We start from the raw sequence: 15,557 nt of genomic DNA, 5'->3' as shown, positions 1-15,557 counted from the left end.
AACAAATATATTACTTTTTATCGATTTTCCAACTCATTTTTACAATTTATAAATCCAAACAAAAAAAGACACCATAACCAAAAATGATATAATGTCTTTTCTATTTATCTTAATCTTAACTAGTAATTGATAGATATTTTACAACAAATAATAACTTGTTATCCGCTTCGAACAGTCGCTTTTCTTGGAGAAAGTAAGTGGTCAAGAACGAATAAGAGATGGGCGTAGAAAAGAAATGGATCAATCCATTATTTAAATTCGGTTAATATTGGAACTACATGACATTTATTCCGATATTAACCGAACAAACTTATACGAGTTAGAGCAATTAACTTATTTAATGTCACAAATGAAGGTATTTTATACAATAACGAACTCCATGTCCGTTCCATTATACCCTAAAAACTCTCATCCTTTTATTCCTCTATCGAAGTTTTTTCCAGTGCCCAACTTCACGCGAAGTCAATGAGACTCCACCTATTAGTGATATCCCGGTGTCTTCTAGTTTTGCTACGAATTTATATATCGTGCAACAAACGATGTGAATATAGCATTTCTACTATCTTGCTCTATCTTCTAATTCTTGTTCCAGTTCTTCTAATCTTTCCTCTCGTTCATCTTCATTAAGATCATTATTCGACTCAACTAATTCCATTTGTTTTTCAATACTTGCGATTTGTACGGAAACATCCTGTAATTCTTCTCCTAACTGTAATGCTTCATTTGGCTCATCTAATTCAATATAACTTCTTGCGGCCAGTAATTTAGCTCGATTATTGTCTGGCGTTTGTTCGTATCGTGCAATAACTTCTTCATAGGATTCATTTAGCCATGCCTGTTCAATCCCCACTTCTGGAACATTCGAATCAAGTTGTAAAATAAGATCATTTGCCTCTTCCGTTTGAAGCGACACTAATTTATCCACTATTGCTGGATGATTGGCATCGCTTAATTGAGCTGCGTTAGAAAGATGTTCAATTGAACCAGATCTCATATATTGTGACACTAATAAATCTCGTTCATTCAATTCCAGTTTTTCCAAGGATTCTAAAATACGTATGGCTTCTTCGGGTTCATCTTTTAATGCAAACTCATACGCCTGGATAACAGATTCATTGTATTCAAGGGTTTCTACTAACTCCATCTTGTCATTTTCCAAAGACTGTTGTTCTGCTTTATTAGAAGAATCCATATTCGAAGCCGCCTTACTTAATGGCAAGACTTGGGTTACATATAATACTGTTAAACCACATAAAAAACCAATAAGCATTCCAGATAATATAGATATTTTTTGTTTCGGTTTCTTCGTTACCTCATCTTGAACATACTTTTCTTTAAATTTCGATTCTTCTTTCGGCGGAAGAGATTGATACTCAATGGTCATTTCGTGTAGTTCCTTTAATGTACGTGCTTTATTGATTTGAGCAGCAAATGAGCCTTGATCACTATGTAAGGATTCACTCCATTCAAAAGACCATTTTCCTGTAAATAATAGAATAATAAGTTCTTTCATGTCTTTTAGGCTTTGATCAGTAGTGAATTCAATCGGAGGAAGTACGTTTCGGATCCCGCGGTGAACAAACTTAATTTCACCAGTATTATTTACATATATATTTTCTGGATGGATCATAGTCGTGTATTGTGTACCTACTAACCTATGAATCTTTAATATATTCTCAACAATAATAAGTTTCCTTTGTACAGATTCCTGAAGTATGTCATGTAAAGGTTTATAAGTTTTATCTCTTTTATAATAGATTTTTAGCCATTCGGTATCTACGATGGAATGTTGACATGGAAAAAATAAATCATCCAGTCTTTTCAGTTCATCTAGTTGCTCCGCTTCTTTTAAATTTGTTTGTTCATTCGTGATTTCGTATACGATTACTTCTTCATTATCCACTAAACGACCGAATGGTAGAGTATAATGTTCATTCCGCATGCCTAAACCTCCTTACATAGTAAAGTTAAACTAATAAAATGAGAACTCCAACGAAAATGAGTAGGATAAAAACTCCAATCATGTATTTAAGCCTCGTTGACATACCACGTCGATCTATTTCTTCTTTGGCTTTGATTAAGAGTTCTTTTGCCTCACTTGCATTCTGTATACGTTTTTCAGGATCCATTTCAACTAATTTATTCACACACCTTTTCAGGCTTTTCGGCAATTTTTTTGCAAAATGAGTAATTGGCTTTTGGGCTACGTAAACATATTTTCCTTCTGAGAGTAGGTAATATAATAACGCCCCCAAGGAAAATAAATCTGTTCGACGATCTGTTTGCTTTTGTTCAAATTGCTCCGGTGCTGCAAAGCCAACCGTCCCAACTAACACTGTATCCCGAAGCTTATCTTCTTGGAACTTTCTAGCTATCCCAAAATCAATTAATTTCATTTCTCCCGATTCATTTAAAATAATATTACCTGGTTTAATATCCCGATAAATAATTGTTTCTGGATGGTTGTGTAAGTAATCTAATATATCACTCAGCTGTATCCCTATATCTATCACTTTATCTAATGGGAGTTTATGCTCTTGATTATTTATATACTCTGATAAAACTTCACCTTCAGCGAATTCCATAACAAGGAAGATATACTCATCTGTTGTGAAAAAATCGATCATTTTGGGGATATTTGGATGATCCAGTTCACTTAATATTTTTGTTTCATCCACTAATTTTTGAGATAATTTGTTTTCCTTGTTTGCTACCTTAACAGCCCACTGCTGCGGGCTTGACTTATCCATCTCCTCAATGAAATAAACTTCTGACATCCCACCAGAAGCAATATGATCTAATACGCTGTACTTTTCAGCCAACACATCTTCACTTTTAATACGGATACCGTGTTTATTCATACAATAACTCCTTATTCCATCAATCATTACGTAATATTGGCAACCACGAAATACTCTTTTTGGACCGAGTATTTTCAACAAATAAATGGCGTACAAGCATCAACGTAATATTGTCATGTGCATTTGAAAAATTAGAGAAATTAATTAGATAATCACAGATTGCTTGCAAATTACCATACTCCTTCTCTAAATTTAACAACATATGCTTAATTTCCTTATTAGAGAATAAGGAATAAAAGCCATCACTACATAATAAAAACATGTCATTGGATTGATATTTACCAACTGTAATGTAAGGAGAAATCTCTTTTTCTATTCCAAGACATTGTAGGAGAACATTTCGTTTTGGGTGGTTTCTAGCTTCTTCTTTTGATAGTTTTCCTTCCAATACTTGTTTTTCGACCCAAGAATGGTCTTCCGTTAGTTGAAATAATTCGGGTTCAATTTCTAGAATTTCAGTTTGTTGATGATAAAGCATATCTTTCGGTAATTGTTGAAAATACTGTTCTAATCCTTGATTCAACCCATTCATAAGATATACTCTACTATCCCCAATATGAATGATCCCATATTCGCCCATATATAATATCAGTAAAGTAAGGGTCGTCCCCATTCTCTTACCAGTATGATTACTCGTAGTTATTATCGTCTTATTAATTTGAGAGAATACTTTATCTGCCTCTTTCATAAATTGTGCGATAGCATTCTTTTTCTTTACTATCCGATCAATTCTTTTCTCCCACCATTGTTCTACTGCTTCAATGGCAAGACGGCTGGCAGTATCACCAACCTGATATCCTCCCATGCCGTCTGCTACTACAAATAACGCAATTTCATTACCTACGCTGTCTTTGGTCATTTTCGTTAAATAGGAATCTTCATTTTTTGCTTTTTTGGTACCTTGATGTGAGGCTATACCTGTATGCCAATTTTTATTCATTCAGTTGAACTCCACTTAAAGATATAGTTTGCTTTTCCTAGAACAAATTCATCATTTTCATTTAATGCATAAACTTTATAAGGTACCAATGTATTTCCGTTTAATTTTGTTCCATTTTTTGATCCTAAATCTTTTAGGCCATAACTTGTAGGATCAATTTTTATTATTTCTGCATGAATTCTGGAAACCCCAGTTGCTTCTTCAGCAAAATGGACAGAATCTGCATTTCTTCCAATTAAAAAGTTATTACTATTTATGACAATGGTATTCACTTTACCATCTTCACTACTTCTATGTAGTAAAGCTAGAAAACCATTATCAGTCTGGTTAAGTTCCAAATTCGCCTCTTCTTCTAATAAGACCGTGTCATCCGACTCTGGTGTAAGTAATGGTGTGTCCATAGTTGAAGCTGCAACAGATTGGTGAGTTGAAAAGTTTGGAATATTAGGTGTAAATGTAGGTCTTTCTTGCTGTGGTGGAACTTGATGGTATACATTTTGTCTTTCCCCTACAGCCGATTGGGGATTTCTTTGTGGTGCTTGATATTTTTGTGCATGTTGTTGTTTTTTCTCTTCTACAGGTTCTTCCTGGATTGGGATCTCAATTGCAGGAGTACCTGGTCGCCAAAATTTTGCATACACAATTAAACAAGTCAATATAAGAACAGAAATTCCAGTACATGTTACAAGAATAACTGTTGTAGGATTCATATCATACAATTTCCAAGTTAACCCAATCGCAAGGAATGCACCAGCAAACATATACACTTTTTCTCTTGATGTTAATGCGGGTAACTGCTTTTTCGCTTTTTTGTTTTTTGTTTTTTGGCTTTTTGGAACGACTTCATCAATATTGGTTGAAGTCGGTCTTTTTTGTTCACTGTTTTTAGTTACATGAGCACTAGAATGATGTGGTGTTTGCTGTGAATAATCCATTTCTCCTTCATTGTTAGAAGAACCGTACGGATCGTATGATTGAAACTGATTTACATTCGACCTTAATGAGATCAAATCTAAAAATAGCTTTTTTAATCCAGAAAGACTAAAGGAAGGATTTTTTATATAGTTTAAGATACTCTTAAATTCATTACCCTGTAAGCCTTCAACTTCACCAGCAATATCAGTCAATAACTGTTTCATGTCCGCTGTTACTGAGCTGTCCTTTTTTAAATCTTTTACAGGTAAATATGCAAGATAAACATCACTTGCATTCTCTCCAATAAAAATAAAATCAGATCTTAAGATGAAATTTTGTTGATTCAACATATAGGAACTACTATCTTCTAGCACCTTTATTATTGAAAGAAATAATTGATAGTAATCATTCATCGATGTACTGTTGCTTCTAAAATACGTACTCACTCTATTTTTCGAGTTAATATTGTAGTGTAACTTCGTAGCAAGATCTATATTTTCAACGGTCAGCGCTAGTAAGTGTGGTATCCGATTTGATTGCATCATTTTTAATTGAACCGTATGTAAATCATTTACAGTAAGCTTTTGACCATCTTTTTCCTTAAACACAATAGATTGGCCATTTTGATGTACATGTTCGTATCCTAAGTTATAAATAGTCCCCATTTTTTTCCTCCTATTGTCATGAGATTTAATAAACTACATGATCATGCATTAACTGTAAGCAAAGTAAACGTAATAGTAAGTCAACATAACTGCTGGTATGACCGCATACATAAATGGAAATCGAGTACTTTTCGTCGTTTTAAATTCTTCTAAACGACGAAAATCTTTTGAGAATATTGAACCTAAAATATGAAAAAAAACACTAGTCATTTTTCGCAAGAATGTCTTCGTGAATAATAAAATGATAATTGCAATTAAACCCGCAACAATGATAGCGTACATCATCATATATAAGACCATTTGCACCCCAACGATCGCTCCTATTGCTGCAAACAATTTTACATCTCCTGCACCTAATGCTTTAAAAACGTATAGAATAAGAAAAATTCCACCGGCAATCAATAATCCTAAAAAAGAAAAGATTAATCCTTCGATACCATCGCTGATTAAATGGTATAAAACACCAATAACCATACCTCCAGCGGACAACCAATTAGGGATTTTATGAGATCTTACATCAATAATGAATGCAACGATTAAAAATAAAAACAAGATATAGTCATGTAATTGGAACATCCTCACCCTCCGTTCTAATTCTTTATTTATCTATCGTCCGATTCTACGATCCATTCCAAATCCTTTCATAGGAAGTTTTCTTTAATACAATTTCCTCATTTACAAAAGGAAGAGACAAATCAAACGTATACTGAACATTAATTTCCAGATAATCGTCACTACCGCCAACTAAACTTGGGATTTCTACATTGGTTACTTCTAAATTATCCTCCTTAAAAAAATTCCAACCTCCCGTTGCTTCCTTAAATTTGTTTTGAACAGTCGGTTCGATTAAATCTCTTAAGCCATCCTCAAATAGATTTTCTATCGAACCTTGTATATCTACCCCAAAAAAATCCAGCCCCTGTTTTGTCCATTCAATAGCCCCTGTTATATCGACATCTGTCTCGCTCTCAATCGATTTAATCTTATTATCAATAAAATCTGTAGCACCCTGTTTGGTTACCGCAACTGGATATGCGTAAGCAACTACTAATTCACTAGTCTCGGAGGCTGCTTTATATAAAGCCATATCGGCAACTGCTAATCGAATAATCATTGTTAAAAATAGTATGAAAAACAAGAAGAATGGTAGAATCATTGCCGCCTCTAATGTAATGCTTCCATTTTCTTTTCGAATGAGATGTTTTATTTTAATCACCTCTTTCCAAGTTATATATTGGATTAATTTGCTTCCTCCGCATCAAAATGCCAAGTTAATTTATTCCTATACTCCATATCATAGCCGAAATAAATAATATAACTATCGGAACGATGATCTGCAGCTATAAGGACATCTCCCGTTCTTTCATCACCAGGTTCTAATGGTCCAACCTCATTAAACGAGCTATCAAATTGTGTAATTCGATCCCCAATCCCCAGTAAATCATTTCTATGGGTAACGGCATCATTTTTAATATTACCTAAATCGGAACCATCCACTAAGACCGGGTATTCAATGCCTTGTGTTGAAATTCCAATTTCTCCATGATTTTTAGCAGTAAAATTAGCTATCACATACACTCGCTCAGGATCTTTATCAGAAGCTGCTTGTTTTCCGTTAATTTCATCCGCAACTTTTACTGAATTTAAGGTGAATTCCAATACGTTTCTATTTCTTCGATCTACCGTAAAGCCACTTTCTCCTATTTTTAATTCATATTGATCTTTAATTTCAATGGGATCAGATTCTGCATCTTCTATCAGTTCTTTTGGCACTGCTCCCCCACCACTACATGAAACAAGCAAACATAAGATAATTAATAATATGTAAAAGATTGAAAAATTTCTTTTCATAGCTATCTAAATCCCCTTCATATATAAAATATGGGTATGTATGTGTTGTATTGCCACTTAAAAGTGACAATACAACATGGATTATTTATTTAACTCATCGGATTTTATCGAGTTGATCCGCACTCCAATGAAAATATACTTATCTTGCCTCGTCTGTTTTTATCGTCCATATAACTTGGTTACTACTTCCGCCTGCAACGTTTCCAGCATTCTTTTTATAGTAGTATTCTTCAGATTCATCAACATCATATACTTCAGTAACAAATTGACCTGTTACTTCTTCACCAGGTTCAATAGATCCAGTAATCATTTCAACACTATCATACCCTCCTGATGTATCAGTAAAGCCCGAACCATCTACTTGATTTGATACTTCCATCGAAACCATTAAATCATCTAGATCAAGAGAGTGATCACTAGTATTCTTAATAGTTAGGTCAATGATAATAAAAGCATCAAATTCAGGTGCTTTTTCATCAATTTCATCAACTAAAGAAGCAGTATTTACTGTCATATTATAGGTTCCTAGTGTTGTATCAAATGTTCCTGTGTCTCCAACATTCAAATCAAGTTGATCTTCTGCTTCAATATCGTTAGGTCCTTCGGAGCTATCAGTTTTTTCTTCCTCATCGTCAGTCTCTTCAGGTTCATTTTCTTCTATATTTTCATCGTTTGAGTTATTTGGTTCCTGTGTTTCAGTTTCAGCATCATTTTCATCATTACATGCAACTAGTAATAAAAAACATAGAAGAAATATAGAAATTAATATCATATTTTTTTTCATTTATTACACCTCATTATCAAAATTGTTGTTATTTCAGTATGAAAAATTTACTTCTTTCTCTATAAAAAATGTATTACCTTCAATTCGACCACTAATTGCGTTTGCGCTTTCTATAAGGTCAATTATTTGTGGAAGAAACCATAATTTCATAGAAGAAGTTGCTTGTGCACTAATATACGTTGGATTTTCTATCAGATTTTCACCTGTTTCACTATCTAACACCGCCATTAACCTTTGAAATTTACCACCTTCTGGGTGGGCAAATAAAAATAACCTTAAATGATCTTTATAATCCATTGTCAAAATCTCGCTACCTCTTCCACGAATAGGGAAAACTTCAATTGGATCACCATTTGTGAGAATTCGCATATCATTTGCTGTCGCACCAAAAGCGTAGGATAGGGCATAAGCCCAAATAAAAGGACCAAATCCGCGCGCTTCAGGTTGCATAAACCCTGCTGCCAAATTAATAGCAAATCGAACAGCAAAGATTTCGGATAACGCAGCAAAGTAATTCATTCCATGAAGCTCTTTCCCATAAATAATATATTCCACTTGGTTATTTTCGAATGCATTTGCTTCAAAACCGCTTTTATCAAAATCATGACTGTTAAACCGCATTAAGATATATTCGTTTATATATACCTCATCCCTTGCAGTTAGAAGCAGGTCACCCAAGTTGTTAAACAATGTATCAATAAATGACATTGCCTCATCTGCAGTGTCATCCCTGTCTTCCATGGAAAATTCACTATTATTCGCTTCAATTGCTTCCCCATATTCATTAGCCTTTTGACCAAGTTCAGCTAATTTTTGGTTGTCTCCGGCAGCTCCAGCCGCGTTATTAATAGCATCCTCTATTTCATCAAGCTGACTTTTACTCTCATCCATACCTTCATCAGCTTCATCTTCCTTTTCTGCAATCTCTTCCTCATTTTCCTTATATTCTGATCGGCCATTTTCTAAGAGTTCTAGTGCTTCCTCGACTTTAGTTGTTGTGGTGCTATGATATTCTCTGGAAAAACCAACATCCCTAATAATCCTTCCTTTATTACGATCAAAATTGTCTGCTATGGCTGGCCGAAAGTCATTCTCTAGTTTCGGAATTAATGCATCCGTTCTTGGACCACTTTCAACCTTTAAAGATCGAATTGCTGATTCAACAGCATCCTTTACATTTGTAAATAATTCTTCATCATATACATAGTCATCTAAGCTTCCCTCCGTGTTTTCACCCACGGTACTTTCATTTAAGTCTTCACTTATATCCTTAGCGTTGTCATAATCACCACTTGAGCCATTATTGATATGATCATCCAGTTTATCTTGCATGTCTGAATTTGTTTCTTCAGCTTCCTCAATCAATTCCAACGCTTCTTCTAATTTCTCTACAGCATCACGAGATGTTGCAATTAAGTCATCTAACAGGCTAAGGGATTGATTTTTAAATGTTTGTGTACGCTCTTTTAATTCCTCTACATCTATCTCTTCTGCTTCATCTCCTCCCGATTCGCCATCACCATCATCAGATCCTGAATCTTCCTCTGCATTTTCTATGTCTTCCAAATCATCCGTATATTTCACATGATGCTCTAGAATGTCTTCAATCACTTGAACATTTGGATAAGTAGAAGTAGTAGAATTGTGTATCTCTCCATGTATACTGTCTAATAAATTCTTTGCTTCCTTAATCAATTCTTCTGCTTCATCCAGAGTTTCTTCTCGTTCCTTTGCGTCATCGTTTAATTCCTTTGAGATTTTGGCGTAATCAGAAGCCTGCTCTACTTGTTCAGAAACCGATAAAAAATTTTTTATTAACGCTTCACCTACCTCAACTGGTGCTTTATACTTCATTTCTTCTAAAATTTGATATCTTAAAATATCTTTATTAGCTAAACTTCTTTCTAAATGTATATCTAAAGAAATTTCAACCTCCACTGGACTCAAACCTAAAAAATTAAATTGTTCTCCTTCACCTGTAGATAGGTTTTTTTGAAATACATCAGCAAAAATACTTTCTGCTCCACCTTGATCACCATCAAAAGCAAATAGTCCTTTATTTTGTAGTGAAGTATTATATGAGGACATCGTTGACCGTAATGCTGTTTTCGCTGCTTCTTCTGTTTGACGTTCTGCAACTAATATTCGTGCATAGTCAATCAAAACCGCATTAAACAATAACAACATTAATGCTATGATAATTAAATAGATGGAAACAGCTCCATGCTCATTAATAAAAAATTTATGCCAAAACTTTTTTATTATAGATTTCAACCATACCTCCCCCTCCCCTTTTCCAATATTTCTTTAATTCTCATCTTCTCTATTGAAAAAAGGAATATATTGAGCTGCATATTCTGTAAACTTCTGAAAACCATAAATCATAAAATCGGTATTTCGAATGACTTCCGTTTGATCTACAACGGGATGCTTTGCAGTTGCACCCACTTTATTTACACCTAATATATCTGCTATCACACTGGGAAGGGCAAGGTTTTTATCTAGTGACACTACAATTTCTTGCACAAAGAGCCCGTTATCAAACGTAACGTTTGCCGCATACTGTCCGACACGATCTTTTTTCTTTGACACTACTCCGTTATCACTTAAATTTAAGCCAAACTTATTAAAACCATTATTAGAAGTAATGCGCCAATATAATCCATCCCCGTTATTAATAACATAATCCGACTCATTGAGTTCTCCAGTTTCGATATTCATCGTGCTACTGCTCCAAGTATGCGCCATTCTTGTAGCGATTTGATTGGCTTTATATTGTAGAGTTACTTTTTCATAGATTACTAGACTAAAAAATACAAATAACAGGACTAAAATGAGAAGAATAGGAAAAATAAGTGTCGCTTCCAGTGTGAAGCTTCCTTGATTATCCATCCTAAATTGTTTCATTAATTTTCTCATAGTCATAACCTTCCTATTTTGTAAAGATTAATTACCTGGATCAAAGTCATTTATATTGTCATTTCCAAATCCAATTAACGTATTTACCCAATCAATGATGGTTTCTCTAAATAGTAGTGCAATAAAGACAACTACAGCAATAATTAATAATATTTCGAGTGTTTGCAAACCCTCTTCATCATTCCAAAATTCCGACATAAAATTATTAAGTTTCGCCATTCTATTTCCTCCCGGGTACTTTTTATTAAAATATATGATAACCTGCTTTTACATAATGGTAATTGCAGGATAACCAACGATAATCATTACTGCTACAAAAATTAAAATTAGAGGGAACACCAATTTTGAAGATGCTTCTTCCCCTTTTGTTTTCGAGATGTTCTTTCTCTTTTCCCACAATTCACGAGAAAGCTCTCTTAAAGCAAGAATTAAGTCATTTCCACCTTTGCGATAATTGAGTAAGATCGTAGTTGTAAAAATAGAGATTTCCTGTATACCACATTTTTTACTGAAATCATTGAGTACTTGGTGAAATGGTTCATTACTTACCATTTTGTTTACTGCTTCTGTTAACTCAACAATTAAAGGGGAGTTAGGATTATTAGCTGTTGTAACACATCTAACAAGTGCTTGCTGAACGGTTTCACCAGCATTGATTAACAAAATTAATTTATTAACTACTTCTGGAAGCTCCATTAAGATTTTATCTTTACGATCTTTCTCTTGACTGGAGAGCTTATTAACCATGGCATAAGGCATAATCAATGTGAAAAACAAACCGACTATTAGGATAGCCATATCTCCTTCTGCCAAAGCCGTAAAAAGCAATGTACCAACAGCGCACAATAGAACAATTGATATTAATTGTGCCAAATACATTCTAGTGTGCTGTAACGCAGTTCGATTTCCATATAAACTGATCATCTTCTGTTGAACTTTTACGATTTGTCCATAAAGTGTTTCCATAATCTTGAACTTATCCATGATAAACAATGATACTGGAGCCAAAAAAAGTAACGGGTATTGCCCTTTAAATTGTTCAATAACTACTTCATAGCGCTTTCCTACACGTAAGGAAATGATAAAAATAACAATTAGTATTATTAAAGCTGGAATCATATAAAAGACCATTACTGAATCACACCTTAATATTCATTATTTTTTGGCTTAACCAAAAAGCAAAAACTAATATCGCTAAACAAACTGTCATAATAATTGGTCCACTGCTAGACCATTCATACATAGGTGCTAAATAATCGCCAGCACTATATTTAAGAAGTAAAATCATGCCTAATGGTGCAACACTTAAAATTCTTGATTCAAACTTTTTCTGAGCGATCATAACAGAAACCTCTTGCTGTATATCAATTTTTTCTCCAATAATATCTGAGGTTCTACGAATAACTTCTACAAGATTTCCTCCTGTACGTTTACAGGTGATAAACACATTAGCAAAGTTAATAATGTCTTCTATATCTGAGCGAACACTAAAATCACGAATTGCATTTTCAACCGTTTCACCGTTTTCAATTCTACGATTTATAATTTCAAATTCACGAATTATATACGTGTTAGGGTCTGGATACAGTAAATATAAATCTGCTACAACTTCTTTAAAACTATTCTCAATGGATCTTCCTGCAGCTAATGATGAAGACAAGGATGCAATGGCTTCCTTAAACTGTACTTTAAGTTTTTCCTTTCGTTGGTCAAGAAGTTTCTTCTTTTGAATCTTAGGATATAAAAATCCTAAACTTGCAAAAATAAAAGCAACAATGAAACTCTCATAAAATAAATAACCGATAAAAAAGAAAACGACAGCTGCCAAAATAGCATAAAATAAAAATTCTTTTATAGTTAACTTATATACAGAATAGTCAACAAGATGTGCTTCAATCTCTCTATTTGATTTCTCTTTTACTTTTTCCATAAAATGTTGTTTCTTTAATAGCTCCAGTTCAGTATCTGGTTTAATATTCTCTAATCCGGCAGGCTCTAATTGCATTTGCTTCTCTTTCTTTTTTCGTTTCGCAACAACATAGATATAAGTAATAATTAATCCAATTAATATAATTAAGATAACTATATCAGTCATTTTATCCCCGCCTATTCTCTACTACCTACCGTTATACCTGCCAACTGTGCTTTTGATTTATTAAGGATAGAGTTTCCGGTCGTTCGTAACTCACCAATTACTTCACCTTCTTCGGTCTCACCTTCCTCAACAAATTCAAAAATAGGGTTAAGAACAATCTCTCCACCCTCAACATCTAATACCTCGCTAATGCCAACAACTTTTCTCGTATTATCTCGTAATCTCATAAGATGAATCATAATATCAACTGCTGAGCTAATTTGATTTCGAATTACGCTCACCGGAAGCTCTGCTCCGTTTAATACCATCGTCTCAAGCCTACTTAACATATCCTTTGTTGAGTTTGCGTGACCAGTTGATAAGGAACCGTCATGACCTGTATTCATAGCTTGTAGCATATCTAATGCTTCCGCGCCACGAACTTCACCAACGATAATTCGATCAGGCCGCATACGTAATGATGTCCGTATTAAATCACGAATCGTAATTTCTCCTTTTCCTTCTGTGTTCGCATTTCTTGTTTCCATGCTAACTAAGTTAGGAACACTTTTAATTTGTAATTCAGCTGAGTCTTCAATAGTAATGATTCGTTCATCAGTTGGAACAAAGTTGGAAAGTACATTTAAGAATGTTGTTTTACCCGAACCGGTTCCACCACTAATAAAAATGTTATATTTAGAAACAACAAGTTTTTGTAAGAAGTTCGCAGCCTCTCGTGAAATAGATTTATACGTAATTAAATCTTCTATTGTTAGAGGGTTAGCTGGGAATTTACGTATCGTCATAACTGGCCCCTTCAATGCAATAGGTGGCAAAACAACATTAACCCTAGAGCCATCACTTAGTCTCGCATCGACAATTGGTGAAGACTCATTGACAACCCGATTTACTCTAGAAACAATCGCTTGGATGATATCTTCTAATTTTTGTTCATTATCAAACTCAATTCCGACTTTTGTTGTCTCTCCATTACGTTCGATGAACACTTCTTTATGATTATTCACCATAATTTCCGTTATTGACTTATCATCAATTAAAGGCTGTAGAACATCGTACCCTCTAAAAGCATTGAAAATTCTTTCCACTAAATACTTTATTTCATTGGATTTTAACTTTTCTTCTTTTGCATAATCAAAAACAGCAGCTTCAACATATTCAATCAATTCATCGTTAGAAATGGAGTGCATTAAATCAAGCGTTTCGCGTAATTGTTTGATTAATGTTTTAACAATCTTGTCATAATCCACTATTGTTCATTCCTTCCCGCTCTGTAACAATTAGCCTTCTAATGATCGATTGAACTTCTTGATTAAATGCATCATTACCTAATAGATCTGTTTTTGATTGCTGCTCCATCCAGCTATGGATGAACGGTAAATATCCATCTATCGTTAGATCCATTTCGTTGAAATCACCTATGAGGTTGCCGCTGAACTTGTTTAGAATCATTGACATCTTATCCTTAATAACGTTTTCTCTTCCAAAAAGCTTTTCTTCCTCATCTAATAAGGACCTCGTTTTTAGAATGCCAACATTGTCATTCGCTACAATCCAGAAGATCATATCACTTTCATTCATCGCCGTTCGATTCCTTACATGTAATGTACTATCCAAATCAATTACAATATAATCGTAAACACCTGTTTCTAATAGACCGTTTATCAAGTTTTTAACATCTAATTTTGTTAGTTCGAGCATTTCCTCCGCATTTATTTCAATATCAAAATAGTCTACCATGGCATAAGGATCATGTTTTTTTAATAGCTCAATTTTGGAGAGCAATTGATTCGAAGCCGTTTTAACATAGTAATATATTTGCAAGGATGGATTTCCTTCCTCATTTGCTAAAAATAGCTTGGTTGAATTAAATGTTTCAAAATTCAAATAAAAAACCTTCGATTCATGCAAAGCTAATTGCTTACACAAATTAACAGCAACCGTTGTTTTTCCAGTACCTCCATTTGGAGAATATACGGAAATGATCGTCGTTTGATTCGTTCGATCTAATAATTTTCCTGCCTCTTCATTGTTCTCATAATATAACCCTAATATATTCGCAACTAATTGATCTAATCGCTGGTATCGATAGACTGAAGGTCTCGATTGACCTGAACTTGCAAGTACATCATCCTCCAGTAAAATTACAAACATGTCTTCAAGATTTTGAAGTTCTTGAAGCTTCATTTCAGGACTGATAAGTAAAATATCAACAATTTCTCCTTGGTCCATATATCCCTGTAATGCCTCATTATTGGAAAAGTAAGTGACAATAAATTGATTACTGTTACTAGATGTACGCATATAGGCACCAAGTGATTCTAAATATTCTTTATTTGTATCTGCAATTACGATTCGAATCTTCTTCAAAGAAAAACACCACCATTATTGTTGTATACTTTTATAAATTTTACTAAAATTACAATTTAAATAAATAGGAATACCCAAAAACAGGAAATTTCGCCTATATTCCATATGTAAATATACTTAATTCAAGATATATGAATTAAAAATGACTTCGGAAACTATA

General features: G+C 33.9%; 15 protein-coding genes. All 15 read right to left on the bottom strand.

Features of this window, described 5'->3' with window-relative positions; all coding sequences use genetic code 11:
* Positions 1 to 559 precede the first annotated feature (559 nt).
* Positions 560 to 1,942: a type VII secretion protein EssB/YukC gene (locus ACFSTA_RS11790; protein WP_377556901.1), complete on the bottom strand. Its 1,383-nt coding sequence runs from the start codon at positions 1,940 to 1,942 to the stop codon at positions 560 to 562.
* A 25-nt stretch (positions 1,943 to 1,967) separates the two neighbouring features.
* The gene (locus tag ACFSTA_RS11785) at positions 1,968 to 2,861 is read right to left on the bottom strand and encodes a serine/threonine protein kinase (protein ID WP_377556900.1); all 894 of its coding nucleotides are present in this window, start codon (positions 2,859 to 2,861) and stop codon (positions 1,968 to 1,970) included.
* 19 nt (positions 2,862 to 2,880) lie between these two features.
* Entirely contained in the window at positions 2,881 to 3,801 is a 921-nt protein-coding gene (locus ACFSTA_RS11780; protein WP_377556899.1) for a PP2C family protein-serine/threonine phosphatase, read from the bottom strand.
* Positions 3,798 to 5,381, bottom strand: coding sequence for a DUF6382 domain-containing protein (locus ACFSTA_RS11775; protein WP_377556898.1), 1,584 nt, complete (start codon positions 5,379 to 5,381; stop codon positions 3,798 to 3,800). Before ACFSTA_RS11775 ends, ACFSTA_RS11780 begins: the two co-directional genes overlap by 4 nt.
* A 48-nt stretch (positions 5,382 to 5,429) precedes the next feature.
* On the bottom strand, positions 5,430 to 5,957 hold the full coding sequence (locus tag ACFSTA_RS11770) for an A24 family peptidase (RefSeq protein ID WP_377556897.1): 528 nt from the start codon (positions 5,955 to 5,957) through the stop codon (positions 5,430 to 5,432).
* A 43-nt stretch (positions 5,958 to 6,000) separates the two neighbouring features.
* A complete protein-coding gene (locus ACFSTA_RS11765; RefSeq protein ID WP_377556896.1) occupies positions 6,001 to 6,597 on the bottom strand; it encodes a hypothetical protein in 597 nt (198 codons plus the stop codon).
* A gap of 23 nt (positions 6,598 to 6,620) precedes the next feature.
* Positions 6,621 to 7,232 carry a hypothetical protein gene (locus ACFSTA_RS11760; protein ID WP_377556895.1) on the bottom strand — a complete coding sequence of 204 codons (612 nt, stop codon included), beginning with the start codon at positions 7,230 to 7,232 and terminating at the stop codon, positions 6,621 to 6,623.
* Positions 7,233 to 7,371: 139 nt separating this feature from the next.
* Positions 7,372 to 8,016 carry a DUF4352 domain-containing protein gene (locus ACFSTA_RS11755; protein WP_377556894.1) on the bottom strand — a complete coding sequence of 215 codons (645 nt, stop codon included), beginning with the start codon at positions 8,014 to 8,016 and terminating at the stop codon, positions 7,372 to 7,374.
* Between the two features lie 33 nt (positions 8,017 to 8,049).
* On the bottom strand, positions 8,050 to 10,290 hold the full coding sequence (locus ACFSTA_RS11750) for a DUF5702 domain-containing protein (protein ID WP_377556893.1): 2,241 nt from the start codon (positions 10,288 to 10,290) through the stop codon (positions 8,050 to 8,052).
* Between the two features lie 33 nt (positions 10,291 to 10,323).
* Positions 10,324 to 10,935 carry a TadE/TadG family type IV pilus assembly protein gene (locus ACFSTA_RS11745; protein ID WP_377556892.1) on the bottom strand — a complete coding sequence of 204 codons (612 nt, stop codon included), beginning with the start codon at positions 10,933 to 10,935 and terminating at the stop codon, positions 10,324 to 10,326.
* A 27-nt stretch (positions 10,936 to 10,962) separates the two neighbouring features.
* Entirely contained in the window at positions 10,963 to 11,154 is a 192-nt protein-coding gene (locus ACFSTA_RS11740) for a Flp1 family type IVb pilin (protein WP_377556891.1), read from the bottom strand.
* Between the two features lie 48 nt (positions 11,155 to 11,202).
* Positions 11,203 to 12,066, bottom strand: coding sequence for a type II secretion system F family protein (locus tag ACFSTA_RS11735; protein ID WP_377556890.1), 864 nt, complete (start codon positions 12,064 to 12,066; stop codon positions 11,203 to 11,205).
* Positions 12,067 to 12,073: 7 nt separating this feature from the next.
* Complete coding sequence (locus ACFSTA_RS11730; protein WP_377556888.1) at positions 12,074 to 13,030, bottom strand: type II secretion system F family protein; 957 nt, start codon at positions 13,028 to 13,030, stop codon at positions 12,074 to 12,076.
* 11 nt (positions 13,031 to 13,041) lie between these two features.
* The gene (locus ACFSTA_RS11725; protein ID WP_377557375.1) at positions 13,042 to 14,217 is read right to left on the bottom strand and encodes a CpaF family protein; all 1,176 of its coding nucleotides are present in this window, start codon (positions 14,215 to 14,217) and stop codon (positions 13,042 to 13,044) included.
* Positions 14,218 to 14,266: 49 nt separating this feature from the next.
* Entirely contained in the window at positions 14,267 to 15,397 is a 1,131-nt protein-coding gene (locus tag ACFSTA_RS11720; RefSeq protein ID WP_377556887.1) for an AAA family ATPase, read from the bottom strand.
* Positions 15,398 to 15,557: the final 160 nt, after the last annotated feature.

Origin of the sequence: Ornithinibacillus salinisoli (assembly GCF_042684965.1) — a bacterium.
Classification (GTDB): Bacteria; Bacillota; Bacilli; order Bacillales; family Amphibacillaceae; genus Ornithinibacillus; species Ornithinibacillus salinisoli.
The sequence above is the reverse complement of the archived record's forward strand: the minus strand, read 5'-3'. Positions and strand labels throughout refer to the sequence as shown.